This window comes from Tardisphaera saccharovorans, assembly GCF_046635845.1.
GTDB lineage: Archaea > Thermoproteota > Thermoprotei_A > Marsarchaeales > UBA168 > UBA168.
Genome location: NZ_JAQQXN010000005.1, coordinates 19,325 through 44,733, shown reverse-complemented (window position 1 = coordinate 44,733; position 25,409 = coordinate 19,325). Strand labels below are relative to the sequence as shown.

Here is a 25,409-nt window from a genome sequence, read left to right as displayed (position 1 = left end):
TGGAACGCGGGCGAAGCGCCCTGGGAATGACCGCGCCTCCGCGAGCGGCACGCTGCAGCGCAGCACTTACCCCGCATTCCGCATATAAACCGGGAACCTTCTTCCGTTAGGGCTGGATAACTCATCCAGCAAAAAAGACCATGCAAAAATTCATAGCATACCCATCACCAATACCTAATCCATTCACTAACGGCGAGAAAGAACGCCTCAGGATCCTCGAGCATTGGCTCATGGCCCAAGCCGTTCAATATGATCATCTTGGATCTCTTTATCCTTGATGAGAGCAGTCTCCCAAGCTCCACTGGAATAAGGCGATCATCGGAGCCCCAAACAAGCAAGGTCGGGACGTTTATCTTTGATATATCGCTCCAACTCATGAAGCGCTCTTGTGAGGAAAGAAAAGACCTTATGACGTTTTTCATACCCCTGTTGCGGGCCTGCATAAGCTTGCTTGCCATCTCTTGTGTTCTCCACTGCGGTGTCGAGAATATCCTTGCCAGAAGCGCGCGTGCCTCATCTTCATCGCTAGGATCTAGACAAGGGATAACCGAAAGGGGCATACCACCGGAGTCAACGAGCACCTGCGAGCCCACATGACCCTTCAGGGCAAGAAGCATGGCTATCCACCCCCCTAGCGAGTTCCCCATAACTGAGAAGCTATCGTAACCAAGAGAAGACATGAATTCGCTCAGGGCTTCTGCTTCCATTGACGCAGAATATGAAACTGCAGGCGTGCTGGAGGCGCCGTGACCAAGCAAATCGGGCGCAATTACATGCACACCATTCAATCTCCGCTCAACTAATTCCATGAACTTAAGCCAGTTAGCTGAAGAGCCCGCAAGTCCGTGTATTAAAAGCCACGTCTTCTCTTCGTGCTCACAGCATTCAGCATACGAAATCGTATTTTTTCCAACCCTAGTGGTCCGCCTAATTATCAACGGATTCCTTACCGAGTTGGCTGCACTCTTCGGGATTTAAGCTCCTCTTATCTGATACGATGACACCCTTCTTGCCGCGCTCGATGCACAGGCCTATCTGGTTTATGTAATCGGTAAGCTTTCTCAGTGCGACCAAAAATTCCTTCACCGATGGATCGGCAAGAGAGTAAACTATCGATTTCCCCTTGTAGCGGTTAACGACCAAATTGGCGTCCCTTAGGATCTTGAGGTGATGCGAGATAAGTGATTGGTTCTTACCGAGGCTTGAGACCAACGTTGAGACATCTTTTTCCCCTTCTTCCAGAAGAAAAAGTATGTTTAAGCGCGTGTCGTCAGATAGCGCGAAGCAGATATCTGTACAGCTAGTTTGTTTCTTACTCATATTTATATGAATCAGCTTATATTCATAAACTTTTCCGTCTACTCCATGTGCAGAACGAGGGCACAGCACCTAGATTATAATGCCGTTATTCTCCGGTTTAGCGATCAAGGATCAGCTGAAACGCTAAAGGGGTCCATGTAGGCACAGCTCAAAACGGGAGATCAAAATCCTGGCTACAATAGGTGCGCAGTAGTACCCCACGTAACCGAGCCTTTAGGTTAAGTCCGAATTCGCGATGAAGCGCGCCACGACGTTAAGCTTGGTGGCGCGGTTAAATCGCCAAAGCCAAAGGAATTCAGATAAAAAATCAAGCTGAAATTATTTCCTTCTTTATTACAGCCCTGAAGTTCTTATTGCACGTCGGACAGTGGAATATACCGTTCGTGAGCTTTACCCTCTTTCCTCCCATGGGCTTTCCGATCATAGTCCATGTTTTTGTCGGATGCTTTACTTCCGTTCCGTCATACGGGCATTTTGCCATTTTTCTTCAAGATCACGGTTCCCCTCATGGACATCAACTAAACGCTGAAATTATTGTGAAAATCTCCCACAAAGCTCCGACCGCATGTGAGTTAGATGCCTTTTCATGTCGTTTGCTGAGACTATTCCTAAACCGCTCGTTCTTCATGACGCCATTTAATTGAAAGTATTTTTGCCAACATGCGTAAGCGCAACAAGCACAGCTGAAAGTACCACCGTTACGCCTTTACGGGCAGCTTGCGCCTAAAGCGACCTCAAGAACTTCACGACTATTTCGTTGAACTTCTGAGGCTCTTTCATGTAACAGGCGTGAGGCGCTTTTTCAATTATTTCGACTGAGGCGCCTATTTTTTGCAGAAATTTGGCGTTGCTTGTTGGCGATATGTTATCCTCGCTGCCCCATATCGCGAGGACCTTCAAGCCCGATAATAGATCTAGTCTTTCGGCGTTTTCAGCTAACCCAACCGGACCGACTAGGATTAGTGCTTTGATTCCTTTTCCGCTAACCGATAAGGCGTATTCAAGCAAGGCCCTTGCCCCCATGGAAGCTCCCAGCAAGACTGGCTCCTTGACCCAGCCCAGCGCTTTTATGAAATCGCCTACGAATTTTGAGAGATCGCGCCTCTCTCCCTGAGACTGCCCATAACCGGGAAAATCCACGGATATGACCCGAAAGCCGTTCGATGCCGCTGCAGCAACGGTTCCGACTTCAACCCAAGTTCTTGCGTTAAAGTTCGCTCCATGGAACAGGAGCAACGCCTTATTTCCCTGTCCCTCCTCGATGTAGTGGATCCTATTGCCACCAACTAAAACAAAGCTATCCATTTAGGTTAAATTACATGAAGCTTAAATATGTTGCCAAGACGGCGTCAAAAATACTTTCGCAACAGGTGAACTGTTACGGCTAGAACTCGCCACAATGCCTTGCCATCGCTAACGTCGTTTTTCGGTGAAAACCAAAAAAGCCTAGCCTCGTGCCTGTCCACGTGAAGACCAGCGCCCTTATGACGATTAAGCCAAGGTCCGACTGGGGAGAATCTACAATGGAAGACGTATTGAAGTGCGTTTTCCCAAGAAGGCCCGAAGAACTTTCCCTTGTCGCCGGCATGATACTCAACGAGATAGCGAGACAGGGTGAGATGCCAGTTTCGGACTGGAAAAACTTCCTAAAAAGGCATCCGGGCATTTCACAGGCATCCTATTACTCTGCCATAAGACAACTTTTAGGAGTGGGCCTAATTGGAAAGGAAAAAGGAAAATACTACCTCTCCGACAGGTTTTCAGAAACATTAAGAAGGATGGCAGCAATATGGGACTCCAGAATGGGGAAGCTTCTGACCAGGTCCCAGATGTTCGATGAAGTTCTAGTGGAAGCTACAGGCCCAGAACGTCTGAATACCCGCCCAAGTCCAACAGCCCGTGCCCGGAGAAGCTCACAAGCACGCTGATTGGCTCATTCTTTTGCCTTGCGATCTTGGCAAGCTCCACGATTATGGGTAGGGCGTGACTGGTCTCCGGAGCTGGCACTATACCCTCGAGTCTCGCAAACTCCTTTGCCAGCGCAAACGACGTTTGCTGATCGTAGTCCCTGCTTTCAACTATCCCCTCTTTCATTAGCAAACTTAGAGTTGGGGCCACCGCGTGGTATCTTAGCCCTCCCGCGAACACAGGGGGCGGGACGAAGTCAGCTCCTATGGAGTACATCTTGAGCTGCGGAAGCACCATACCGCTGTCGGCGTAATCATACTTGTAAACCCCCTGGGTCATCTTTGGAACCTCAAGCGAACCAGCGGCTATGTATCTTCTCCTGATGCTGCCCTTTCTAAGCTCTTCCCCAAGAAATGGAAAGGCTAGACCGCTGTAATTGGAGCCGCCTCCTACCACTCCAATAACGGCATCAACGTCGTCGCCCATGAGTTCCAATTGCTTCTTGGCTTCCATTCCAGCTATGGTCTTGTACATTATGTCCGCGTTGGCAACGCTTCCCACGTTGTACTTTCCGTTTGTCTGCTCGGCGTACTCAACGGCCTCGCTTATGGCTATACCAAGCGACCCCGGATGTTGGGGATTCGACTTTAAAACGGCGCGGCCGAACTCCGTGAGATCGCTTGGGCTGGGGTGGACATTCGCACCGTAAAGCTTCATGAGCGTTCTCCTGTAGGGCTTTTGCTCATAGCTCACGCGAACCATGAAGACGTCCGCCTGCAAACCTACCAAAGAAGAAGCCAACGAAACTGCCGATCCCCACTGTCCTGCGCCGGTCTCGGTGGTGATCCTCTCGGCTCCGTCAAGCCTCGAATAGTAAGCTTGGGCTATGGCGCTGTTTATCTTGTGGCTTCCCGTGTGCGTATATGCCTCCGTCTTCAAATAGATCTTAATGGGGGCCTTGAGGTATTCCTCAAACCTCCTTGCCCTGAGTATTGGCGTTGGCCTTCCTACCTGCATGTACATCTGCAGAACCTCATCGGGTATCCCGTAATACCTCTCAGAACCCATCTCGTGCTGTACAACCTGCTTTGGCAAAACCTCAGAAAAAACCTTCATGCGATGGCCATCAGAAGATGGGTCAACCGGAGGAGGAAGGGGTTCCCTGAGATCGGGAACTATATTATACCATTGATTTGGAATCTCGTCCTGTGGCAAGTCATACCGGATTTTTTCATATGTAGCCATAGGATCACTTATAGGCGAAATTTAAGCCTTTCATGAATATTTTAGTACATCACAACGCTTAAAATCGATCCTCACATGCCCATCATGGACGAGACCTTCAAGGTAACCCCATGGGAAGTCACGGGAAAAGTTGATTATGACAAACTCATAGAGCAATTTGGAACCCAAAAAATAACCCCCGATCTCAAGGATCAGATAAAAGATCTAGCTGGCGATTTACATGTCATGCTCAGGAGGGATGTGTTCTTCTCGCACAGGGACCTCGACCTTATCTTACAGGACTACAGGTCAGGAAAGGGGTTCTTTATGTACACGGGCAGGGGACCATCGCAGGCGATGCACATAGGCCACCTTATACCTTTTCTCTTCACAAAGTGGTTGCAAGACAAGTTTGGGGTCAACGTTTACATCGAGATAACCGATGACGAGAAATTCCTCAGAAGCCAGGAATACAACCTAGATCAGACCAGACAGTGGTCCATGGACAACATAACCGACATCATCGCGGTCGGCTTTAACCCAGACAAGACCTTCATCTTCCAGGACACTGAATACATAAGGAACATGTACCCTCTTTCGCTTAAGATCGCAAAGAAGATAACGTTTTCCATGGCAAGGGCTACCTTCGGGCTTGACCTTTCGTCAAACGTAGGTATCACGTTCTATCCGGCCCTGCAAATAGTCCCAACCATGTTTGAAAGGAAAAGGTGCCTCATACCGGCGGGCATCGATCAAGACCCATACTGGAGGTTACAAAGGGATATGGCTGAGGGATTAGGTTACTTCAAGGCAGCGCAAATACACAGCAAGTTCCTGCCATCTCTTACCGGCCCCGAGGGAAAGATGAGCTCATCGGATCCCGAGTCCGCCATATATCTCAGTGATCCGCCAAAAATCGTTGAAAGGAAGATAATGAAGTACGCTTTCTCAGGCGGCCAACCTACAATTGAACTCCAGAGAAAACTCGGAGGAAACCCCGACGTCGATGTGGCTTTTCAGTGGCTCTATTACTACTTCGAACAAGATGACTACAAGATCAGAAAAATAGAGGAGGATTATAGAAGCGGGCGCATGCTGACAGGCGAGCTAAAACAGATCCTAATAGATAAATTGAACGAGTTCCTGGAAGCTCACAGAGGCAAAAGAGATGAGGCTCAGAAGCTAATAAATGACTTCAAGCGCGATGGCACGCTCGCCCAAGAGATGTGGAAAAAAATACACGAGTAATTCCATTTGGCTGTGAATCATTCCCGCACCGACGGAGCTTTGCTCAGCGGTCGGAACCGCGAGGGCTGCGAGCTCCTTGTCGTGGGCAACCCCCATCGGGCAACGGACCTGCGTTCTCGGGTTAGAAAACATCGCGCTTTCATGAGGGAAAGAACCGCTTTCAAGGGAGCTCCTTCGCTCTTAACCCTTCACCGACTTAAAGCCAAAGGCCGGCTATCTTAGCTCATTATCCGAGGATTATTCTAAGGAAAGGCTCTCGCTCTACTTCGATCTTCTTGCGCTTCGGCGCGCTTGTAGCCGTTTCTCCAAGCTCGCGTTCTAGCTCTTCCTTGATTGCCAACAGTATTTCCCTTTTCGCGGCCTTGACGTGAGGGTTATCTTCATCGGACAAAGCTATGGCTGCCACTGGGATCAGTGCCAGAAGCCTAAAGGGGTCGCCCATAAGCCTCATAAGCGCGAGGAGGCGATCGTCATCGCGCCTTTCTCTGCTCACGTCGCCACTCATTGCATACCACGCCATTACGTTGAACTCGCGCTTTTACACTTTTCCGGGGCTCCTCGCTTAAAGGCTATCAGCAAAGATGAAGTTTTCTCGTCAAACTTAGCGCTGACCGCCTCTCTTCCCTCCAAGATCTTTGGAAGGGCGATTTCCCTGTCGTAAACGGTCACGGAGGTCTTTACGGATATGGAGAGCATATCCCCTTCTTGCGATAGCTGGACGTCTCCCTTAGCTATGAAAGGTATCTGTAGCCTAAGGACGTAACCGTTCTCGTCCCTCCTTATCTCAAAAGGCTTTCCCTTGTAAAAGACAGATGATGGGTCTTGGTCATCGTATATCTCTCTCCCCATCTCTCTCAGAGAATCAATACCAACTACCTCATTCTGGAAGTACTTGACCTTACGAACGGGTATTGGATAGAACGAACTTTCAACGGTCTTTGTGTAGTCCTGCTGTATCTGCTTCCACCTGCTGAAGTAATCCCCGACGCCTTCTGGGAAGAAGCGGTTAAGCACAACCATGTCAACGTTAAACCCGAACAGGTTCATAAACGTGAAGTTCCTCTGCGTCTGCATCACGGCCATCTTCTCTGGATTGGTGACAAGCCTTATGGAGGACACCTCGGAATCGCGCATGATGGCGCCGGCACGCTTCAGTTTTTCTATCATACCTTCCGCCTGGGCGTAAACCGACTCATCTGGAATGGGAACCGGTAACATGGACTGCATGGGCTTAAGTAGCTTTGTTGCCGTGCGCTGAAGCTTGATCAGCTCAAAGCCAAACCTTCCCATGACCTCGGGCACAGCCAGGAACCTGAGCGCCTGACCTGTAGGTGCAGAGTCAAGGATCATGACATCCCACTGATTTCCCAGTTCCTCTATCTTCAGCACGCCCAGCAGCTCCTCTATTCCGGGCATTTGGGACAGTTCAGCTGCCAAGTTTTCGTCAAGCTTCGTGGCAAAGAACGCGCTCATGTAATCTCTGATGCTTCCCCAGTTCTTTTCAACCTCAGACCTCGCGTCAAGCTCCATTGCATAGAGATTATCGCTCACGCGGGTCGGCTCGCTTCCCACGGACGCGCCGAGGGCATCTGGGATCGAGTGCCCCGCATCGGTCGATATAACAAGCGTCTTGTGCCCTTTATCGGCGCAAAGTATTCCCGTTGCAAGCGCGCTGGAGGTTTTTCCTGTACCTCCCTTACCCATGAACATTATTATCCTCAAGATGATATGATGTTACGAGTAGGCTATTAGCCTATCCAATCGCCGGCCAAGGGCCGGCTTGAAACCCGCCAAAGCGTAAGGTGCAAAGAGGTCGTCAAGGCCCTCCATGGGCTTGTAAAGCAACACTTGGCTTCCCTTCACTACCAGCTCCGCAGGTCTTGGTCTAAGGTTGTAGTTCGATGACATGGAATATCCGTAGGCACCCACCTCCTCGATCGCTATGACGTCCCCTTCTCTGAGCTTGGAAAGCTTCACATCTCTGCCAAATACGTCAGTGTTCTCGCATATGGGCCCGACAACGTCGTAAAGATCCATTTCCTCCGTTGAGCCGCCGAGCTTTCTCATGGGGTGAAAAGCGCCATAAAGCATTGGCCTTATCAGGGCATTCATCCCCGCATCGACCTGTGCGAAGCGCCTCTCCCCGGCTTGCTTTACTTGATTCACCTTAGTAAGGAGAACCGAGCTCCTTTTGACTAGGTAGCGTCCAGGCTCAACTCTGAGTTCCCGGATGACATCTCCAAACGCCTCAGAAAATGACCGAGCCACTCCGCGGAAGTGGTCAATATCAGAGAAATCGAAGCCCCCTCCTATGTCGATGAACTCAAGACCCAAGGACTCGTCACGAACGACCTTCCGCAGGTAATCAATTAGCTTGAGATATGGCTCCGGTTCCCTTATGCCGGAGCCTATATGCGAGTGCAACCCCACGAGTCTCGTTTTCTCGAGCGCTAAATTCAAGGCATGCCTCAAATCGTCGGGGTATATACCGAACTTCGATCCCCTCTCCCCTGTCATAACGCGCTCGGAGTGCCCCGCCCTTATACCTGGGTTCAACCTGAGCGCTACCCTATAGCTTGAAATTGCGCTCAGTTGCGCGAGCATTTCGGAAGAATCCACTACTATGACGTTGACCCCGGTTTCCGTCGCATAGCGAAGCTCCTCTGGTCCCGCGTTAGCGGGTGTGAAAGAGATCCTTGATGGATCTATACCAGAGCGCATGGCGAAGCCTATTTCAAAAGGTGATGAGGCATCTATCCACGCTCCCAGCGAACCAAGGCATGCCAATATCGCAGGATTGTAGTTAGCTTTTTCGGCGTACAAAACCCTCGTGGGCAAGAACTCATTGAACGCCCGATAGATGTCCGCATAGTTTTTTTCCACGACCGAGAGGTCAGTGACGTATATGGGTGTCCCATACTTAGACGCCACCTCAAGCAGCTGCTCGTCGCTAAGTCCGTACAACGGAGTCCACCACGTGCCCTTCGCTTCAACGCGCGCGCGAACTTCTCCTCAACCGACGGAGGGTTGAACCCATCTTTTATCTGATTTATTTCATCAGGCGTAAGCGTTATGTAGTCGATGCCTTCCTGCCCGGGCCTATTTGTAATTACCAACGGCCTCAGCTGACTGTAAACCTTTCCGTTGAGCTCTATAGCAGCAAGCTTTGAAGCCCTGAGTATATTTGAATCGGGTTCAGGAGCGAACACATCCTCCTCGGTGATCTTAACGTCGGCCAGATAGAGCACATCTCCTGAAGCAAATACCACGTCTATCACGGAATTAATTGAGGGAATCCTTTTTCCCTTATCAGCGAAGTACGTTATGAGGCCCTTGCTTTTCAGCAAGGGAAGCACCTGGAGTCTTATGTACCGCTCGATAATCCTTGAAAGCTCTCCCTTATCACCTGCAATTCCGGATAACGACGTCTCCATGCATTGAGGATTGCCTTCGCACGCCTCGTAAGAGTCATGAAGCTTTCTCAACGCGTCCCTGATGTCAGTAAAGCTCGATTCCTTTACTATCTCCTCGACCCATTCGCGGGTAAATCCAGCGCGACCGTCTACGTAGGACATTATTATGTCCTCAAGGTCATCAGCTCTGGGGTATCCTAACTGCCTAAATAGGGAGGCATTGTAAAACCTATCCTTCAAGGCCTTGTCCTTGATGTTCGCCCAGCGATCAGGAACGAAAGTGGTTATTAAGAAGAGCCCCCTGGGTTGAGCGTTGTAAAGGACCTTTAACTCCCTCTCATAAGAGGCCTCTGTCTCGTCGACTATTAAGAGGAAACGAAGCCCGACCTCGTCACTTATTGTAGGAATAATTGAAATGAAATCAGAAAAAGACCCGATTCTGAGGTTTCTGGCCAATGCCCGAACCAGAAAGGGATTGTCCTTCGTGAGGTAGCGCCGGCCATTCCTCAGGGATAGCAGGTAGCGTTTAAATGAAAGGTAAAACAACCTATCCTTGGTCTCGTATCTCAGCTTCCTGCGCACGTCGTCTCCCTCTTGCTTCACCGCATAATCGTAAACCCTATAGGAGATGTAGTCCGCGAAATCTCTAAATCCCAGCTCACGCGCGGTAATGCCCATAGCGCCCGTTATGCCGCTTTCCAGGTTTGGGTAAATAGACGCGTCAACGTAGATCGGGAAGAAATCGGCAAGCTCCCTTTCAACGTTCATGCATATATGGGTTTTTCCCGCACCAGGAGGCCCAACTATAACGGCAGCCCCGAACTCTCCTGTCCTGCGCACCCTAGCAGCCATTCCCAAAAGGTCGTTCCGGGTTCTCTTCCACGCCTCACCTCCGAGTTTGTCCGCGTGGCTTTCGCTCGCTATGGGCGTAGAAGGAAAGGGGTTCGAAGACATCTTAACCTCAAGCATATCCCAAGATCACCCCCCAGACGTTTCCATCGATTATGAGCCCTTCCTCGCCTCCAGGAGAAAGCTTGTACTTGTGATATATTTTCTGAAAACTCGAGTAAAAATCCGATGCCTCCATGTTCATCGCGTTTCTAATGTCTCTAAGCGTGGCAATACCGGCCACGTCCCTTACCTTTCTGTAGAATTTGTCAAAACTGGCCTCAAAGCTCCCATCATATATACCCAGCGCGCTCTCAATCCTTTCCTGCCCCTCAAGTAGTCTTTGAATGGCCGAACCGATGTCAGGAAATGGAGGAGAATAGGACACGGATTTACCTGAACGCTTTTCCAAAAGTTCTCCCGATGATAAAAGACGCGAAATCGCTTCTTCTACTTCTTCTTTTTTGTATCCCCTTTTTTCCATATCTCTGAGGAGCTTTGCCTTGCTAACCGAGGCCTCTGCAATAACGTAGCCTTTCAGCTCCTCCGGCTTCATGAATCACTTTGTGCGACCGCCTATAAATAGCTTATTATCAAAATGTTTTAGGAACTCGGTTACTTGAAACTCGACAGGATTCTCGTCTTCGTTACCGGAGATCCCGTCCGTTGGGTATATGACAAAAGGCCACACGAGTAAAGACATGGGTATTTCTAGGTGCTTTCTGAAAGCCGATGGTGCCTTGGCAGCGCTCGATCCTAGCCCAAGCGCGTTGACAAGTAGTACCCAAGGAGGGGTGCGCTGCGGGAACAAAAGCCCTGTCCATGATGAAGAAGTGGCTTGCCGCATGGATCTTGGGTCAGCCCAACACCGCTGCGGGTGAGGCTGGTTTACGCGATCCAAGCGGTATTAGGAGCGTTTAAGCACTTCTGAAATGTTTTTATCCTGACGTGAAAACTGATTCATGAAGGTAGTCCTAGCGTTTGAGGTGCATCAGCCCAGAAGGATTAAAAGGGACTTTTTCTGGTCCGATCTCATGGGAACGCACCCTAAAACCCCATTGTTAGACTTTTACTTCGATAGGGAATCCGACAGGGAGATCTTCTTGAGGGCGTCAAAAAAAGCATATACTCCAACGAACGACATCCTTCTGGACCTCATAGACCGCCAGAAAAGTGATCCCAGAGGGTTAAGGGTCGCGTTCGGAATATCCGGGCTTTTTCTGGAGCAGTGTGAGGAATATGACCCTGACCTTCTCGAAAGCTTCAGGCAACTGGTGAAAACTGGTCGCGTCGAAATAATGGAGGAAACCTACTATCACTCGCTTGCCTCACTTTACGATGACATGGATGAATTTGATGAACAGATCCAGCAACACCGCAAAAAGGTGAAGGAATTGCTGAATTTTGAGCCCAGGTTTTTTGAGAACACCGAGCTGATATACAATGATCAGATAGCGAATCACGTTTCATCGCTGGGGTATTCTGGTATATTCGCCGAGGGAGCAGAGAGGATACTGGGCTGGCGCTCTCCAAACTACGTCTACTTACCGAAGGGAAATCCCAATATAAAAGTCCTCTTCAGGAATTACAGGCTCAGCGATGACGTGGCTTTCAGATTCTCAGCCAGGTGGTGGACCGAGTGGCCACTTACGGCCGATAAGTACGCTGACTGGCTCTCCAGGACTTCTGGCCAGTATGTTGGGCTTTTCATGGACTATGAAACTTTTGGCGAGCACCAGTGGCCCGAAACCGGAATACACGACTTCCTTAGGTCGCTGCCGTATGAGGTGCTTAAGCACGAGAACCTGAGGTTTGCCACTCCGTCCGAAGTCGTAAAGGAGGAAGACCCTGTGGACGAGATAACCGTTCCCCCCAACTCGACCACTTCATGGGCTGACATAGAAAGAGACACCAGCTGCTGGCTTGGGAACGCCATGCAGTGGGCCTATTTCAGAAGCCTTCAGAAGATTGGGCGCGAGCTGAAAGGCTACAATGGCCCGGAAGGAGAGGTCTGGAGGTACTTTCAAGAAAGCGATATACCTTATTACATGTACACCTACGGAGGGGGGCCAGGCGAAGTCCATAACTACTTCAGTCCCTATCCTTCCCCTTATGACGCTGCCGTGACAGGGCTTTCGGCGCTGTGGGACCTTGAGCAGAAGATAAGGCAAACGCTAAGGGTGGCAGATCATCCCTTTGTTTTCACCCTAGGCGGAAACCCGGTTGGCCAAATGGCTTACACTCTTGAGGGAATGATCAGCGTATTGGACAAAGTACCTGAGCAATCTCTTAGAGAGCACATGAAGAACGGCGACTTGTCAAGATGGATGAGGGATGAGCTGGGCCTATCGGAGGCGGCTGCCAAGCTGGAAAGCATAGACCCTAAATCGCTTTATCCAAGGGAGGAGCTGAGGTCGGCGCTTAAGGCCATTTTGAAGCCTTAGCTCGGCTCGTCCTTCTCTTTCAGTGGGCAGCTCTCGGGGCCGGTGCAGAACTGCCTCTTCGCATCCGGTATGAACTTGTTGTAAAGCCTGCAAAAACCAGCATCGTAGTATTGGCACCGGGAAGGAGGATCATCGGAAACGCCCATCTCCAAGTACGCCATCAAGCCCTTTACCTTTCCCTCATCACCTGCCTTCCGCGGCAAGCGCCGTCTTGACTCGGCTTTCCTGTATATTTCGCACTTTTCGTAGTCTCCCTTGCATCTGTAAGGCATTACCACCGCTTTTGCCATGGAAGCGCTTTTCACGGCAGTGCACATTCCATTCTTGTAATACGGACACGCCACTTGGTTGAGCCTCAGGCTATGCCAGGACTGGCCCTGGCTGGTTTCTTTATCTTGCTTCCCTCTCCTCCCACCTTAAATAGAGCCTCGTACTTTTCGCCTCTTAGCGCGTAGACCTGCCCATTTACAAGCTTCGCCCAGCTCCATTCCTCTAATGCTAGTCCTCTTATCAACGTCTGCGTTATCCAAGGTTGCGCCCGCGCGTTCACCAAGTATATGGAACTTCCAGACAAAAGCTGCTCGTACATCTGCCTCCTTTTTTGATCCCTTTGAAGAGTCCTTATCACAAAGGGGTTAAAGTAAGGATCTCCAGAGGACGAAAGCACCCCGGCCTCAAGGAGGTCTACGGCATCCTTTGCCGATAAAGGCCTGATCAACCATTGGTCATCCATGTCCCTCTTAAGGATTATGAACGTGTTGAGCTTGCACTTCTTCGTGAACTTGTCCTTTCCCATAAACTCCCTTGGGTCAGCGAGAAAGCCGTCCATGACAACTACGGTCTTGACCAGGCTGCTCTCGCCGTCCCGTTTCCTAGAGCGCGATAAAATCCTACGCAAGGTTAGAGACAGCGAAGGCATCCCCTTGAAGTAGTGCTTTTTTTCCGGAGAGAACGCAACTTTGTTTTTCACGTCAGCAAAAAGCCATCCGTCTGAGTGGAACTTCGTGGTACCGTCTTCCGTCCAACCCGCAAGCCCATAAACATGCGTGCTTTTGCCAAGTCCCTTAGACGCCATTATGCATACTCCCCTCCCCAGTACTTCAGCACACGACCCGTTCACGGACACGTACTTTCCCGATCTTTCGCTGAGCTCGCTTGTTATCAGCCTAACGCCCACGCTCTTGAGCTCGTCGTAACTCTTTGGGTTTATCACAACGTACTTCATGAGATCTGGGCTAAAGTATCCGGTACCATCAGAGGGCAATCCTTCTGGGCAGCTTTCCCCAGGCACGCGCAAGCTGTAAATTTGCCCATCAGGCTTTCCTTTTGACCCCTCCCAGTTTGCGGACCATATGGATATCATGCCTTCATCGTCACTTAGAAGCTCAATTCTCCACTTGAAAACTCTGGCCAGCCTCTTCTTAACGGGAGCCTTCGTGATAGGATTTATTCCCTTATCGAATGACTCAGTTATCGATCCAAACTGTTTTTTGAAAGCTTCTGCGCCCATCACATGGAACTTTAAAGGGGAGGGAGTCGTGGACTCCCAATCGTATGTAAACGTGGCCAAACTACACTAGCCACCTTTCGGCATTTATATTTATCTCTACGGCCATAAAATAAGTAACCGAAGAGGGCTGATTCGGCAGTTTTATAAAATCCCGACTGGATTATAGGAGATGTTTAGGAAAGTCCTCATTCCCATCGACGGGTCTGAGTACTCGCTTAAGGCCCTTGAGATAGCGGCAAAGATCACGGACCCTCGTAAGGGAGTTGCAGTCGTGGTGACGGTTATCGAACCCGGTGTCATGCAACTTCCTCAGACTTATCTAGAAAGGCTGAGCATGTACGACTCATCTCTGCCCACGGGAATTATTCCTAAGGGATCGCACGATGAAGGGATCGAAAGGGCGGAACTCATAGTCACAAAGGCGCATGAGATACTTACGTCGGCCGGCATCAAAACAGAGATGAAGATACTCAGAGGAAAGCCCGTGAAGTCTATTATCGACTCGGCTAAGGAAGAGAAGGCAGACCTCATAATCATCGGAAGCCATGGCCTTGGAGGACTTAGCAAGCTCCTTCTTGGTAGCGTGTCGTCCAAAGTGGTTGAGGAAGCACCGTGCTCTGTTTTAGTGGTCAGGCGACGGTAGTTCAGAGCCATCATGGATCGCTTTTTACGAGGTCCTCGATCCATGCGCGTCTCATTGCACGCGGTTTTCGGCCCTATCGAAACATAGCTGTGGCTAATTTGAGGACGTTCGCCCGCGTTTTACGAACACGATTCCTTAGGTAGCTTCCTGCTAGGTTCTTTTTGCGAGGTTAACGGCTTTATCCCGCTCCTTGGAGCGGATGAGACTTTCGCAGTTCTCCCAAAGAGGTTAAATGCCAGCGCCTGGATCACCTCATGCGGGTGCTCTTAGTTGCTACGCGGTTCGGGGGAGTAAGCGGTACTGGGCAACACGTAGCTGGCCTTTATAAGTACCTTACAAGAAGTGGGTTCACGGTTGACGTTGCCACCGCAGATAACTCGCCACATCTAAACGTGCCCGGTCTAAAGACCCCCACATTTGCGCTTCTTTCTGCGCTGGCGCACGCTGGAAGGCACTACGATGTGATTCACGCGCACAACGTGCCGCAAGCCCTCATTTTCAAGACAACGCGCGGCAGGAAGGTGTTAACTCTACACGGGTTTTTTGCAGAGCAAGAGGCCATGCTGAGGGGATCGCTTGTTGGCGCCGCCGCAGCCGCCCTCGAAAAAAAGGCCTTATCGTGGGCTGACTCGGTGACCGCCGTTTCTACGGTAGTAGCTGACAGCGCAAAGCGCTATAGGCCAGATATTCAATACATACCGAACGCGGTTGATACCGAGCAACTTCCCAAACCACTTAGCCCCGACCAACGCATGGGCGTAATCTATGCGGGAAGGTTATCGCGCGAAAAGGGAGTAGACCTTATCCCCGAGCTCGCAAAGAAGATCACTGACGTGCAATTTTCGATCATCGGTGACGGCCCTCTTTTCTCGAAGTTGGCCAACGAAAGCCCTTCGAACGTGAGACTTTACGGGGCGCTCGATCATTCAGCCACATTGAAGTTGATGAATAGGTCGAGGGTTTTCCTGCTTCCATCCAGGAGCGAGGGATTAAGCACATCGCTTATTGAGGCCATGATGCTTGGATTGACGTGTGTGGCGACCAATGTAGGAGGGAATGTGGAACTTCTATCCGAGGGGAGGGGTTATCTTGCCGACTACGGCGTTACATCGCTTGAGGCAGCGTTAAGAGAAGCCCTACTAGAGGGACATGATACATCACCTTCCATGAAGTATGCCCGCGAAAATTACAGCTGGAACGCGGTCGTTAAGAGGTACGTGACCCTTTACGAGATGCTGTACAGCCAAAAGCGATCACAATCGCGGAAGATCGAGAGCGGGTCGATTCGGCACACTTATAGGCTTCTCGGCCGCATTCATAGTTCCGTTTACTGAAGAAACACGGTGATATGAATGAGGGTAATAATGATAGGGGGATCGGGTTTCATAGGACAGCACACGGCAAAGTTCATAAGCAATAACGACCTATGCGTTTACGATCTGGTTCCGCCTTCCTTTCAGGCGGATTACGTTCAAGGGGATATTCTTGACGAAAAGCGCCTTGAAAAGTCCGTAGATGGCTCTGATGCCGTGATCTTCTTGGCATCACTCATAAGCGTCCCGCGTTCGTTTGACGCATTAGCCGAGTACATGAACGTGAACGCCTGCGGTGCGGCTTCTCTCATCGAGGCCATAAAAAACGCCAACAAGAGGCCAAAGAAAGTGGTTCTGTCCTCATCCGCGGCCGTTTACGGAGAGGGAGCGTACGCGTGCGATATTCACGGAAAGGTATACCCGCTTCCAAGAACTCAGGATCAACTGGACAGAGGGTCGTGGGAACCACGGTGCCCCTACTGCGGCAGAGAAGTAAAACCGTTGCCCCAAGCCGAGGAAGATGAACTAAGGCCGCTGTCACCCTATGCGTTGACAAAACAAGTGCAAGAATGGCTTATAACCGCGATGGCTCCACGCCTGGGTTACAAAGCTATCGTGCTAAGGTACTTCAATGTTTACGGTCCCGGGCAAAGGCCCGATTCTCCCTACTCCGGCGTGATTACGAAATTCATAACCCAAGCCATCCGCGAAAAGCATCTGCAGGTCTTTGAGGATGGATTGCAAACTAGGGATTACATCTACGTGGATGACGTGGGAGAGATCAACGCTCGTGCCCTTGAACTCGAGGAAAGCGCAACGATTAACGTTGGAACTGGGATCAGGACGACGGTACTCCAGCTCGCAAGACTCATAGCCGACAGACACGGCGTCGACGTTGTTGTGGGCGGGTACAGACAAGGAGACATAAGGCACTCTGCAGCGAGAATTGATCTCATGAGGACAATGCTTGGCTGGCAGCCTCGCATGACCATCGAGGAGGGGGTCGCTGCCACCGAGAACTGGATGAGGGAAAGCGGTCAGCTAAAAAACGAAAGCAGTCCATAGTAAACCGAACTAACAACGCGATAAAGGTCTTCGAACCAGCTCACATTATTTCCAAACCCGTATACCAGAAGAGCTATAGACGATCCCAAGAGGGCACCAGCTACGACGTCACTTGGATAGTGAAGCCCCACGTAAACCCTTGAATAGCTGACTAAAATAGCTTCACCTAAGAGGGGAACTGAATACCTGCGCTTAAAGAAGAGCAGGGCTATCGTTGCTCCTCCAAACACGATTAAAGAGTGTCCAGATGGAAATGAGGAGTCAGATGGCCTTGCCATAAGGACCCTAGCGGTTGAAATAACAAGAAAGGGCCTGGGCCTAAAGTAAACAGCTTTAAGCGTCAGGCCCACCGCAATTATGATCAAGAAAGCGATGGCCATCATGAGCGCTCCGCGCTTGTACTTGTCCCCTCCTAACACCCATGCGAAGAAAACCACGGGGATCCAGAAATAAGATCTACCGTAGCGCGATGCATAGATAAAAAACGCGTTAAGCGCGGGCACGTTCCAGCGCTCGTTTACGAGGATAAAAGCCTTTACGTCAAGGGGCTGCAGGACACCACTTGCCACCAGCGCAAAGATCGCCGTGAATGCGACAAGAAAAAAGTATCCCCAGGCCCTCGCGGAGCTGCGCTGCAACTTAACCACTGCTTACTGCTTCGCTTTATGACTTGGGCCCTTCCAACCCAAGGGAACGCCTAGAACCACGATCAAAGTCAAAAAGACTATCGAAGGAACAAGAGGCAAGCTTCCTATCCTCCACGCGTATCTGAGCAGGATAACAAGCAGCACCAGGATCGCTGAAAGCGCGATCTCAGCCCACTGAGAGTAGCTTAAGCTCAAAGGTTTGCTCAACCTACGCTACTACCGACCGTGTTTTTAAGTTTAGTTGCACGAAGTCAGCCACTCCTCGCCAAAGCTTCGGAGCTTGTTGCTGGTCTCCTGCCCCACCCGTAAGTGGGGTTTCATCGAACCGCAACGATTGGCCGACAGCAGCCTGAAGTACTCGGATTTACCGAGTACCTCGATGTTCCTTGAGGCGTTCAAGTCCGCATTGAGCTCGAAGCCACAGTTCCTGCATTTAAATGCTGAGCCATGCCTGTTGTTCTTGTCTATGTACCCACACATAGAGCATTTCTGCGATGTATGCTTCGGATCTATGTATATCACAATCTTACGTGCATCCTCTGCCTTGTATTCTATGAGCTTCTGCAGTTTCCTGCTAGCTGTAGAGGTTTATTATTACTGCCCTATTGTTGACAAGGCACCTCAACTTCTTATCGCTCAGTATAAAAGGGAACCAGAACCTCATCCTATATGCCTCATCAATTGTGACGTCAAGCATGTTTCCTTCAACATTATAAACCTCAACGTCATGTGGCTGATTCGACATGAGCAGCCTAAGGGTCAACTTCCCATCGCCGTTCACGTCTCTTTCAACTAGTTGCACTGGATCCATGTTCGAGAGATTACAGTGCACAAAGTTAAAAGCCTAGCCCAGGGATAGATTTATGTACGTCAGAAGACCTTCTGCTTCCGGCTTTTATCCAATGAGCGGGCCGGAGCTTAGGCGTGCCATCAACGCAGCAGCTACGTCGAAATTTGGTCCGGGTTTTCCCTTGACGCCCGTTAAGGGGAAGGACGAAATCAAGATATTGGGGTTCGTAGTGCCTCACGCGGGCTATTCATACTCAGGTCCCATAGCAGCGCATGCTTACGCCGAGCTGTCGTCTCAGGGGGCACCCGATTCCGTGATAATAATGGGCCCCAATCACATGGGCTATCCTGGGACGTACATCATGAAAGAGGGAAAGTGGGAGACGCCATTTGGGATAATAGATGTTGATGCCGCCCTCAGCAATTCCATAATCGACAGGATGTCAACCCCAGTTGACACGAATCCCTTAGCTCAAGATGGAGAGCACTCCATAGAGGTTCAGATACCGTTTTTGCAAAGCGTCCTTGGCGATAAGTTCAAGCTGGTGCCCATATCCATGGGTACCTACACGCCTCAAGTGGTGAAGGAACTCGGAGAGGCCATAGCCGGAAGCGTAAAGATGAGCGGCAAGGACGTAATACTCTTCGCAACCACAGATTTTACGCACTATGGCCTTAACTACGGATATACTCCTGTTGGTCTAAACGCAAAGACCGCTAAGAAGTGGGTTTATGAAGTTGACAACAAGCTGATAGAACTCATCGTCTCCATGAAGGCGGATGAGCTCCTCGAAACCGTCGCCAGCAATGGGTACACCATGTGTGGTTCTGGTCCCGTGGCAGCTTTGCTGATAGCACTTAGGAGGCTAGGGGTCAAGGAGGGAAGGCTCCTGAAGTACGCCACAAGTTATGATATAGCTGGAGGCGAAGAAAAGGTAGATGCCATGGTCGGCTACGCGGCGATAGATTTTCCAAAATCATGAGAATGATCTATCTTGACGAGCTCGCCCTCCAGGAATAGGGCCAAGGGATACAGAGCGGAAAGAGAACTAGTCTATTATCTGAGGCAAAGAGGATGGACGGCGTGGCGCATACCGACTTCTGCTAGCTCCTCTGAGACGCTTCCCGACGTGGTCGCTGTAAAGGATTCTGATCTAGTGGCATTCGAAGTCAAGTACAGGACAAGAGAGGATGGGAAAGCGGTTGCTCGCGTCAGCAAGGAGCAAATAGATAAGCTCTCGCGCTTTCTGGACGCTTTCACGCTATACAACAGACACGCGATCGTCGCGCTCAGGGTCAGGGGAAAATGGGTCTTTAAACCCGCCTCAGGCGATGGTATAAAGGTTTCAGATGATGACAGGGATGGCTGGTCACCTTAAGCCGATCACATGTATCCGGGCTGCGCTTCAGGTTCCACTGGCCCGAATTCCTCCATGAGCTTAGTTATGACGAGAAGGCCTGCATTGCGCACAAGGGTATAGCTTTCAAAGAAGTTCTGAAGAAAGCAGTCCGGCCCGGCGTAAAGTATCTTTTCGAGCTGCACGTTAGTGGGAACGTCTGAGCCTTGAGGTAAGAAGGCGAAGTCAACGTTCATGGACAATAACATGTACTTAATCTGATTGAGAGACCTTTCCCTTTCTTGCGAGCTCATGGTGCGCATCTTATCCTGATGAGAGTGATGAAGTGCAACGTTCATAGCTATAACGTAAAAGTTGCTCTCTGCCTTGGGCCTCACCACGTTGATGAAGGGCCCGCTGGCACCGTGGTACGTGGTAACGTTGTAGTGTTCTGTAGCGCCCTGTGTGCGCACCACCGCTATGCCGAGCTCCCTTAAGAAATCACTTACCTGGTTATCCAACTGTTCCATGTGGCACAAGTCCGGTCGCATAAACGCGTTTCCCCAATAGAGGCCGAAGGTTATCGCTCATAGAGCTTTCGCGACCTTCCTTCTAACCAAGGGTTTTATTCAATTCTCTCGGGGATCTCTTCATCTTTGCCGTTGAAGACCTCGCCCGTTAGGGCAGGATATAGAGGGAGGGGCGCATGCCACCGCAAAGATGGGCATGCTTCCCAAGGGCGCCCCCGTAACACAAGCGCGCGATCGCGACCTCAACGCCGCAAGTAGCCCATGCCTTAACGAGGGATGCTGTCAGAGGCATAGGAGGCACGCAAGCAAAAAAAGACCAAGGCGCGCAGCGCTGCCCGAAGCCCCGCCCGCAAGGATGAGATATTACTTAGTGTAACGGGCAAATTCAAGAAATGGGCCGCACTTCAAACTAATCACCGTTGACGACCCCATGATGCTTATTAGCTGACGACATTCCTTGATCATGGTGCTTGATCCCAGAAAGGAGGTACGCAATGAAACCGTTGACATGCTGACTTACAGGATTCTAGCATCGCATGAAAGAGATCCAGAGCTGTCGCAGCTCATGCAAAGGCTCGCCGACGTTGAGTCAAGGCATGTGGCATTCTGGGCCAGCTTTACAAGGCAGATGGGATTAGAGGTCAAGCCCAGCAGGTTTAGGACAAAGCTACTCGCGAAGGGGTACTCCATTTTCAGAAGGTTTTTCGGCCTCTCGCTAACCGTTAAGCTATTGGAGCTACATGAGCAAACGGCCATAAGGGAGTACTCAAGGCTCCTTGAGGAAAACCCAGGACTATCCCCCGAACAAAAAACTGGCCTTGAAAAGATCATAAATGATGAAAAAGATCACGAACTTGAGCTCATAAACGAGGAATTGCGGGTAAACCCAGAAGGAGTAAGGGATGCCGTATATGGTATGAGCGATGCCCTTGTGGAGGTTCTGGCCGCTGTCTCCGGGCTGGCTGGAGTGCTGATAAGGCCGCTCCTGATAACGATAGGAGGCCTGATAGTTGGCGCATCGGGCACGCTCTCCATGGGTGCAGGTGCCTACGTTTCAACACAATCCGAAAAAGAGCTATCCGCCAACTCCCACGAAGACAAGCGCGCTCACGCGTCAGCGCTTAAGAGCGCTTTGATCACCTCAGCCTCCTACTTCGTTGGGGTGTTCCCTCCTGTCCTTCCATACATCTTCAACGCATCAGGTATTCTTGGATTATTATTATCTTACGCCGCGTCGGCAATATCGCTGTTCGTGGTGGGATCGCTGGTAGGCATACTGAGTGGCGTTAACCCGATTCACAGGGGCACCGAAATGGTGGCCATAGGGATCGGCGCAGCCCTCGCGACTCATGGAATAGGGCTCCTAGCCAACTACTACCTACATGTAAACGTCTAGGCGCCGCTACTAGCCGGTGAAGCGTTCCCTCTGCCGGCGAGAATTGCCTTCGCTTGGCCCACGCTTGTCATAACCTCGGCGTGTATCTTCTTCAGCACCTCTTGGTAATCATAAGATCCGCTTTCAACCCCGTCCATGAGTTGCACCAGGCGCCTGGTTGATTCGTCACTTACCAAATCGGGAAACGCAGTCCTTAGGCTGTCATCAAGCTTTATTCCCCTTTCGGTCGGTATTAGATAGTTCAGCTTACCACTGCTGATCACGTAGCCATGCCTCTTCAACCTCTCCACAGTAGCCGCGTAAGTAGACGGCCGCCCTATTCCCTTCTTCTTCATCAAGGCCACCAATGACCCTTCTGATAATATTCCCTTTCCCGGTTCGGTACCCCTCCTGCATCCGGTCACACTACAACTCTCCTTATCACCGGCCGCAAAGCGAGCATGAACTTTTGGGTTTGCCAACTTTGTCCATCCCTCTTGCGCTATTTCCACCGTTATCTCCCCCTCTGAAGTGACAGGTCCTCTGTTCCAGTTAGGCATAATCTCGACCGCGAACTTTTGCTTCTTGACTTTTGCTGGGGCCATTTGACTTTGTATGAACCTTTTGAATACGAGAGAGTAAAGCGCATAATGAGACCAGCGCAACTCGAAGGGAAGTTTAATTAGTCCCTCTTCTATGGCGTTCTTGAGCTCTTCCTCGCCCATGGGTCTCGTTGGCCTAATTGCCTCATGTGCGCCCTCCGGGCCCCATCCCCGCGGCTGGTAAAGCGACGCCAGCTCTGCCGGCCACTTCCCCTCTATGAACGTCTTCGCCAGAAGCATGCCAGTTGCTGAGACATGAGTGCTACTTGTCCTATGGTAAGTTATTAGCCCAGCCTCAAAGAGCTCCTGAGCAGTTCTCATGGTCTCCGCGACGCTCATCTTCAACGAGAACGCCGCAGCCTGCAGAAGCTCATCGGTAGTAAACGGAGGCGCGGGGTTTTCCTCCTGATCAAACTCGCTCACGGAGATAACGGTAGCCGGTGCCCCCTGAAACGCTGCCCTGCATAACTTCCTGTTAAGTTCCTTTGGAAGCTCCAGGGAAAGCCTCACTTTAGCTGGCTGAAGCTCAACGGAGACATAAACGTGCATGTACTTATCTCTTTGAACGTAGCGCTCTACTATCCAGTTAAGCGCTGGTGCCTGGACCCTACCCGTTGCCACGGGAAGCGGCCTGCCCTCCAGCTCCGCCAGCGCCTTGGCGACGTAGAACGCAACCCAGCGGTCATCTATCCTCCTAACGACCTGGGCTTCGGTAAGTCTCTCATCAACCTGCCTAGGGTTTGCAAGCGCTTCGAGGACCGCGGCCTTGGTTATCTCGTGAAAGGCCGCCCTAACTATGTTCTTGTTGTAGGGCGAGAGGACCATCATGACGTCCCACGCTATCTTCTCTCCCTCAACATCGGGGTCGGTGCAAACGTACACCGTTTCAACCTCGGAGGCCATCCTCCTGAGTGCGCGAATGGTGCTGGCCGAGTCCTTCACGTAAGTAGAACCGCAGGCCGGGCAGGTGGTACCTTGCGTAAACGTGAAGCCGCAGACCACGCACTTCTTAATGGTGGTAAATGACGGAAAGTACTGCCCGTTTATCTCCTTTACTCCGAACTCGCCCTCTCCAGGAGTGGGTAGGTCAAGAAGATGCCCGCCAGTAGCCACTACGGTAAGGGGCCTGCGTCCAACGTTAACCTCATAAGCAACCACACCTCCAGCGCTCTTCTTCGTTGACCTTCCAAAGAAGGACGATATGGTCCTGGCCTTATTTGGTGACTCCACTATCATGAGCGCGGGACTAAGCGGCTTAATTCCTAGTCCGCCGTTTCTTTCCAATGTCATGCGCCTTAGCAACTGTTCCCAGTCAACGTCATTTACCTCGCGCCATTCCATGTCCTGTATGTAGAGCTTGGCCTGCCTTTCCAGGGCATCCATAGCTGCTTCCTCGTCCACTATGACCTCTGAAAGACCAGTGGTAAAACCCTCCCTACCTATCCTCGAGGTTCTTCCTGAAGCCTGGAGGTAAGTCATGAGATCTGGGACCACGAGGTAAAGGGATCCCGCCTTTTCTCTGATTATCAACCTAGGGCTCTTCTTCAATGCGTCTACCGCGCCTTCCGCTCTCAGAAGGGAGGAAAGCTTGCCTCTCGCTTGGCTCAGCTTATCCACGAGTTTCTCCATGTAAGACTGCTCTCCATCCTTACCTTTCGGAATTCCCTTCCCAGTCTTGACGTGGTTTTCCAGTGCCTTGAACTCCTCTTGGCTCAGCGGCCTTATCATCCTCCTTATCTCTGAGGCAAGCTTCCTGGCCTCAGGATCATTCAGGACTGTCCCTAACTCCCAGAGCAGCTGATAGATCCTCAGCGGATTGGTCTCGTCGTCGCTTATCTTGAACATGAACTTCGGAACGCCCACGAAGAGCGCGTACCTCACAGTAGCCGGCAGGTCAAGCCCTCTAACGAGGGGGCCGTAATAGCTTGCCATCCCTATAAGCGCCAAAACCTTACCCTTTTCAAATTCCTGAATCAGCTTCACCGACCTCTTTCCCTCCGCAAATCCAACGGGCAGGCCCTTTTCTTTCATCTTTTGATAGAGCTCCTTGGCAAACTTAGATCCCAAGTCATGGGAAACAAAAACGAGACCTCCTGCTCCAAGCCTTTGGACCTCCTCGATCGCTTTTTCCACGAGGTCGCCCTTCAGCTTCACGTCAACTACGTTTCTCGTACCGCCCATTCCTCCCTCTATGTTCATGCCCAAAAGCGCGTCCAGTAGAGCTGCGCCCTTACCTCTGGTCTTTGCGGTGGCGCTAGTTAGCACCAGCTGCGCCGGGTGCCGAGGCACCTTGGTTTTGAGCTCTTCTACCTCTAAAAGCGCCTTTTTGGCAGATTCCGGATCTCTTCTCGCAAGCCTTACGGCATTCAACCGCCCGAACGCTATCTTTGCGGCCAGTTCAAGCTCATCGCTACCATATCCCAACAAACGAAGAAGCCTTTCCACGTTCTTCGAAGATCTCAGCACGGCATCCACATCATCTACGAAGGCAACGTCAAACCTCGTGCGCATGAGCTCTTCAAAGTGTACCCTTAGACCGTTAGAAGTCAACACCACCACGGAATCATCAGGGCTTCCTTTCTCCACCTTGACCGCTGAAGACGTGAACTCCGCCACGGACGTGCCAAGTCCTTTTGAGAAAGCCCTTAACCTTCTCGAGACTTGAGAGGCCAAAAGGGTAGTTGGAGTTAAAAATATGACATGCTTTCCCCTCGAGGCCAGAAAAAGCGCCATCACCTCTGAGAAAACGCTCTTACCCACTCCTGGAGGAGCTACCAGCGCAAAGCTCTCGCCACTTAAAACCCTTACCGCCCATGATTCCTGCTCCTTCCAGGGTTTCTCTCCCGTGATGCCCTCGAAGAACGACGAAAACGACGCCGAAAGCTCATCCATCTTGACCACAAGATCGTAGTCAGCGTACGTCCCCTCCTCCTTGAGTGCCCTCGCTATGGCCGCGTGAAACTGAGCGGGAGAAAGCTCATCTCTCAACTTTATTAGATCGGATGCATTGTGCAGGCACCGCTCGCAGGGCAGTCCATGCCTCAGTCTGTCATCGCTTATCTCACCGCCGCAGTTTGGACACATGCCTTCGAACAGCGCTTTCACAGCACTTCGTCTTTTAGTAGACGTTCTCCTTAATAAACCTTGGCGCGT

Annotated in this window: 26 protein-coding genes; 9 read left to right on the top strand and 17 right to left on the bottom strand. The window is 50.9% G+C overall.

All coding sequences use genetic code 11. From position 1 onward, the window contains the following. Nucleotides 1-164 precede the first annotated feature (164 nt). From PRZ02_RS06800 to PRZ02_RS06790, 3 genes are all read right to left on the bottom strand, one after another. Entirely contained in the window at nt 165-938 is a 774-nt protein-coding gene (locus PRZ02_RS06800; protein WP_449465079.1) for an alpha/beta fold hydrolase, read from the bottom strand. Continuing rightward, complete coding sequence (locus tag PRZ02_RS06795) at nt 928-1,320, bottom strand: ArsR/SmtB family transcription factor (RefSeq protein ID WP_449465078.1); 393 nt, start codon at nt 1,318-1,320, stop codon at nt 928-930. The genes PRZ02_RS06800 and PRZ02_RS06795 overlap by 11 nt, the downstream gene beginning before the upstream one ends. A 723-nt stretch (nt 1,321-2,043) precedes the next feature. Continuing rightward, nucleotides 2,044-2,625 carry an alpha/beta fold hydrolase gene (locus PRZ02_RS06790; RefSeq protein ID WP_449465077.1) on the bottom strand — a complete coding sequence of 194 codons (582 nt, stop codon included), beginning with the start codon at nt 2,623-2,625 and terminating at the stop codon, nt 2,044-2,046. A gap of 161 nt (nt 2,626-2,786) precedes the next feature. Between PRZ02_RS06790 and PRZ02_RS06785 the strand changes: the two genes are divergently transcribed. Further along, nucleotides 2,787-3,248, top strand: coding sequence for a hypothetical protein (locus PRZ02_RS06785; RefSeq protein ID WP_449465076.1), 462 nt, complete (start codon nt 2,787-2,789; stop codon nt 3,246-3,248). Here PRZ02_RS06785 and PRZ02_RS06780 read toward each other — a convergent pair. After that, a complete protein-coding gene (locus PRZ02_RS06780; RefSeq protein ID WP_449465075.1) occupies nt 3,175-4,473 on the bottom strand; it encodes a TrpB-like pyridoxal phosphate-dependent enzyme in 1,299 nt (432 codons plus the stop codon). The genes PRZ02_RS06785 and PRZ02_RS06780 overlap by 74 nt on opposite strands. Nucleotides 4,474-4,557: 84 nt before the next feature. On the opposite strand from PRZ02_RS06780, the gene PRZ02_RS06775 reads away from it, so the two are divergent. Further along, a complete protein-coding gene (locus tag PRZ02_RS06775; protein WP_449465074.1) occupies nt 4,558-5,700 on the top strand; it encodes a tryptophan--tRNA ligase in 1,143 nt (380 codons plus the stop codon). A gap of 226 nt (nt 5,701-5,926) precedes the next feature. On the opposite strand, the gene PRZ02_RS06770 is transcribed toward PRZ02_RS06775, so the two are convergent. The 5 genes from PRZ02_RS06770 to PRZ02_RS06750 all read right to left on the bottom strand — a co-directional run bounded on the left by PRZ02_RS06770 (nt 5,927) and on the right by PRZ02_RS06750 (nt 10,848). Then, nucleotides 5,927-6,220, bottom strand: coding sequence for a hypothetical protein (locus PRZ02_RS06770; RefSeq protein ID WP_449465073.1), 294 nt, complete (start codon nt 6,218-6,220; stop codon nt 5,927-5,929). Next, nucleotides 6,220-7,422, bottom strand: coding sequence for an ArsA family ATPase (locus PRZ02_RS06765; protein WP_449465072.1), 1,203 nt, complete (start codon nt 7,420-7,422; stop codon nt 6,220-6,222). The genes PRZ02_RS06770 and PRZ02_RS06765 overlap by 1 nt, the downstream gene beginning before the upstream one ends. A gap of 12 nt (nt 7,423-7,434) precedes the next feature. Continuing rightward, entirely contained in the window at nt 7,435-8,631 is a 1,197-nt protein-coding gene (gene lysA, locus PRZ02_RS06760; protein WP_449465071.1) for a diaminopimelate decarboxylase, read from the bottom strand. Nucleotides 8,632-10,074: 1,443 nt separating this feature from the next. Next, complete coding sequence (locus tag PRZ02_RS06755) at nt 10,075-10,557, bottom strand: hypothetical protein (protein ID WP_449465070.1); 483 nt, start codon at nt 10,555-10,557, stop codon at nt 10,075-10,077. A 3-nt stretch (nt 10,558-10,560) separates the two neighbouring features. Then, entirely contained in the window at nt 10,561-10,848 is a 288-nt protein-coding gene (locus tag PRZ02_RS06750) for a hypothetical protein (protein WP_449465069.1), read from the bottom strand. Nucleotides 10,849-10,963: 115 nt separating this feature from the next. Here PRZ02_RS06750 and PRZ02_RS06745 point away from each other — a divergent pair, with 115 nt between their 5' ends. Continuing rightward, nucleotides 10,964-12,445: a glycoside hydrolase family 57 protein gene (locus tag PRZ02_RS06745; protein ID WP_449465068.1), complete on the top strand. Its 1,482-nt coding sequence runs from the start codon at nt 10,964-10,966 to the stop codon at nt 12,443-12,445. Here the strand turns inward: PRZ02_RS06745 and PRZ02_RS06740 are convergent. Both PRZ02_RS06740 and PRZ02_RS06735 read right to left on the bottom strand, forming a co-directional pair. After that, the gene (locus tag PRZ02_RS06740; protein WP_449465067.1) at nt 12,442-12,789 is read right to left on the bottom strand and encodes a hypothetical protein; all 348 of its coding nucleotides are present in this window, start codon (nt 12,787-12,789) and stop codon (nt 12,442-12,444) included. The two genes, PRZ02_RS06745 and PRZ02_RS06740, sit on opposite strands and share 4 nt — an antisense overlap. A gap of 11 nt (nt 12,790-12,800) precedes the next feature. Further along, the gene (locus PRZ02_RS06735; RefSeq protein WP_449465066.1) at nt 12,801-14,015 is read right to left on the bottom strand and encodes a hypothetical protein; all 1,215 of its coding nucleotides are present in this window, start codon (nt 14,013-14,015) and stop codon (nt 12,801-12,803) included. 109 nt (nt 14,016-14,124) lie between these two features. Between PRZ02_RS06735 and PRZ02_RS06730 the strand changes: the two genes are divergently transcribed. From PRZ02_RS06730 to PRZ02_RS06720, 3 genes are all read left to right on the top strand, one after another. Next, on the top strand, nt 14,125-14,598 hold the full coding sequence (locus PRZ02_RS06730) for a universal stress protein (RefSeq protein WP_449465065.1): 474 nt from the start codon (nt 14,125-14,127) through the stop codon (nt 14,596-14,598). A 254-nt stretch (nt 14,599-14,852) separates the two neighbouring features. After that, nucleotides 14,853-15,932, top strand: a complete 1,080-nt coding sequence (locus tag PRZ02_RS06725) for a glycosyltransferase family 4 protein (RefSeq protein ID WP_449465064.1) — start codon at nt 14,853-14,855, stop codon at nt 15,930-15,932. Between the two features lie 18 nt (nt 15,933-15,950). Then, on the top strand, nt 15,951-16,976 hold the full coding sequence (locus tag PRZ02_RS06720) for an NAD-dependent epimerase/dehydratase family protein (RefSeq protein WP_449465063.1): 1,026 nt from the start codon (nt 15,951-15,953) through the stop codon (nt 16,974-16,976). Here the strand turns inward: PRZ02_RS06720 and PRZ02_RS06715 are convergent. From PRZ02_RS06715 to PRZ02_RS06700, 4 genes are read right to left on the bottom strand one after another with little or no spacing between them, the layout of a single operon-like run. Next, nucleotides 16,949-17,614 carry a phosphatase PAP2 family protein gene (locus PRZ02_RS06715; protein ID WP_449465062.1) on the bottom strand — a complete coding sequence of 222 codons (666 nt, stop codon included), beginning with the start codon at nt 17,612-17,614 and terminating at the stop codon, nt 16,949-16,951. The two genes, PRZ02_RS06720 and PRZ02_RS06715, sit on opposite strands and share 28 nt — an antisense overlap. Nucleotides 17,615-17,626: 12 nt before the next feature. Beyond that, nucleotides 17,627-17,830 carry a hypothetical protein gene (locus tag PRZ02_RS06710; RefSeq protein ID WP_449465061.1) on the bottom strand — a complete coding sequence of 68 codons (204 nt, stop codon included), beginning with the start codon at nt 17,828-17,830 and terminating at the stop codon, nt 17,627-17,629. A 30-nt stretch (nt 17,831-17,860) separates the two neighbouring features. Next, nucleotides 17,861-18,190 carry a transposase gene (locus tag PRZ02_RS06705; RefSeq protein ID WP_449465081.1) on the bottom strand — a complete coding sequence of 110 codons (330 nt, stop codon included), beginning with the start codon at nt 18,188-18,190 and terminating at the stop codon, nt 17,861-17,863. A 7-nt stretch (nt 18,191-18,197) separates the two neighbouring features. Next, a complete protein-coding gene (locus PRZ02_RS06700; protein ID WP_449465060.1) occupies nt 18,198-18,434 on the bottom strand; it encodes a hypothetical protein in 237 nt (78 codons plus the stop codon). Nucleotides 18,435-18,486: 52 nt separating this feature from the next. Between PRZ02_RS06700 and amrB the strand changes: the two genes are divergently transcribed. After that, on the top strand, nt 18,487-19,395 hold the full coding sequence (gene amrB / locus PRZ02_RS06695; RefSeq protein WP_449465059.1) for an AmmeMemoRadiSam system protein B: 909 nt from the start codon (nt 18,487-18,489) through the stop codon (nt 19,393-19,395). 12 nt (nt 19,396-19,407) lie between these two features. Continuing rightward, nucleotides 19,408-19,791, top strand: a complete 384-nt coding sequence (locus PRZ02_RS06690) for a YraN family protein (protein WP_449465058.1) — start codon at nt 19,408-19,410, stop codon at nt 19,789-19,791. A 5-nt stretch (nt 19,792-19,796) separates the two neighbouring features. Here PRZ02_RS06690 and PRZ02_RS06685 read toward each other — a convergent pair whose 3' ends face one another. Further along, nucleotides 19,797-20,279: a DUF2299 domain-containing protein gene (locus tag PRZ02_RS06685; protein WP_449465057.1), complete on the bottom strand. Its 483-nt coding sequence runs from the start codon at nt 20,277-20,279 to the stop codon at nt 19,797-19,799. A 463-nt stretch (nt 20,280-20,742) separates the two neighbouring features. Between PRZ02_RS06685 and PRZ02_RS06680 the strand changes: the two genes are divergently transcribed. Next, nucleotides 20,743-21,675, top strand: a complete 933-nt coding sequence (locus tag PRZ02_RS06680) for a VIT1/CCC1 transporter family protein (protein WP_449465056.1) — start codon at nt 20,743-20,745, stop codon at nt 21,673-21,675. Here the strand turns inward: PRZ02_RS06680 and rgy are convergent. After that, nucleotides 21,672-25,361 carry a reverse gyrase gene (gene rgy, locus PRZ02_RS06675; RefSeq protein ID WP_449465055.1) on the bottom strand — a complete coding sequence of 1,230 codons (3,690 nt, stop codon included), beginning with the start codon at nt 25,359-25,361 and terminating at the stop codon, nt 21,672-21,674. The genes PRZ02_RS06680 and rgy overlap by 4 nt on opposite strands. Nucleotides 25,362-25,409 lie beyond the last annotated feature (48 nt).

Bases quoted from the DNA above. Each gene is read 5' to 3' on its own strand.
- PRZ02_RS06795 (WP_449465078.1), bottom strand. From the start codon at position 1,320: ATGAGTAAGAAACAAACTAGCTGTACAGATATCTGCTTCGCGCTATCT.
- PRZ02_RS06790 (WP_449465077.1), bottom strand. From the start codon at position 2,625: ATGGATAGCTTTGTTTTAGTTGGTGGCAATAGGATCCACTACATCGAG.
- PRZ02_RS06780 (WP_449465075.1), bottom strand. From the start codon at position 4,473: ATGGCTACATATGAAAAAATCCGGTATGACTTGCCACAGGACGAGATT.
- PRZ02_RS06775 (WP_449465074.1), top strand. From the start codon at position 4,558: ATGGACGAGACCTTCAAGGTAACCCCATGGGAAGTCACGGGAAAAGTT.
- PRZ02_RS06770 (WP_449465073.1), bottom strand. From the start codon at position 6,220: ATGGCGTGGTATGCAATGAGTGGCGACGTGAGCAGAGAAAGGCGCGAT.
- PRZ02_RS06755 (WP_449465070.1), bottom strand. From the start codon at position 10,557: ATGAAGCCGGAGGAGCTGAAAGGCTACGTTATTGCAGAGGCCTCGGTT.
- PRZ02_RS06750 (WP_449465069.1), bottom strand. From the start codon at position 10,848: ATGCGGCAAGCCACTTCTTCATCATGGACAGGGCTTTTGTTCCCGCAG.
- PRZ02_RS06745 (WP_449465068.1), top strand. From the start codon at position 10,964: ATGAAGGTAGTCCTAGCGTTTGAGGTGCATCAGCCCAGAAGGATTAAA.
- PRZ02_RS06730 (WP_449465065.1), top strand. From the start codon at position 14,125: ATGTTTAGGAAAGTCCTCATTCCCATCGACGGGTCTGAGTACTCGCTT.
- PRZ02_RS06725 (WP_449465064.1), top strand. From the start codon at position 14,853: ATGCGGGTGCTCTTAGTTGCTACGCGGTTCGGGGGAGTAAGCGGTACT.
- PRZ02_RS06720 (WP_449465063.1), top strand. From the start codon at position 15,951: ATGAGGGTAATAATGATAGGGGGATCGGGTTTCATAGGACAGCACACG.
- PRZ02_RS06700 (WP_449465060.1), bottom strand. From the start codon at position 18,434: ATGGATCCAGTGCAACTAGTTGAAAGAGACGTGAACGGCGATGGGAAG.
- amrB (WP_449465059.1), top strand. From the start codon at position 18,487: ATGTACGTCAGAAGACCTTCTGCTTCCGGCTTTTATCCAATGAGCGGG.
- PRZ02_RS06685 (WP_449465057.1), bottom strand. From the start codon at position 20,279: ATGGAACAGTTGGATAACCAGGTAAGTGATTTCTTAAGGGAGCTCGGC.
- PRZ02_RS06680 (WP_449465056.1), top strand. From the start codon at position 20,743: ATGGTGCTTGATCCCAGAAAGGAGGTACGCAATGAAACCGTTGACATG.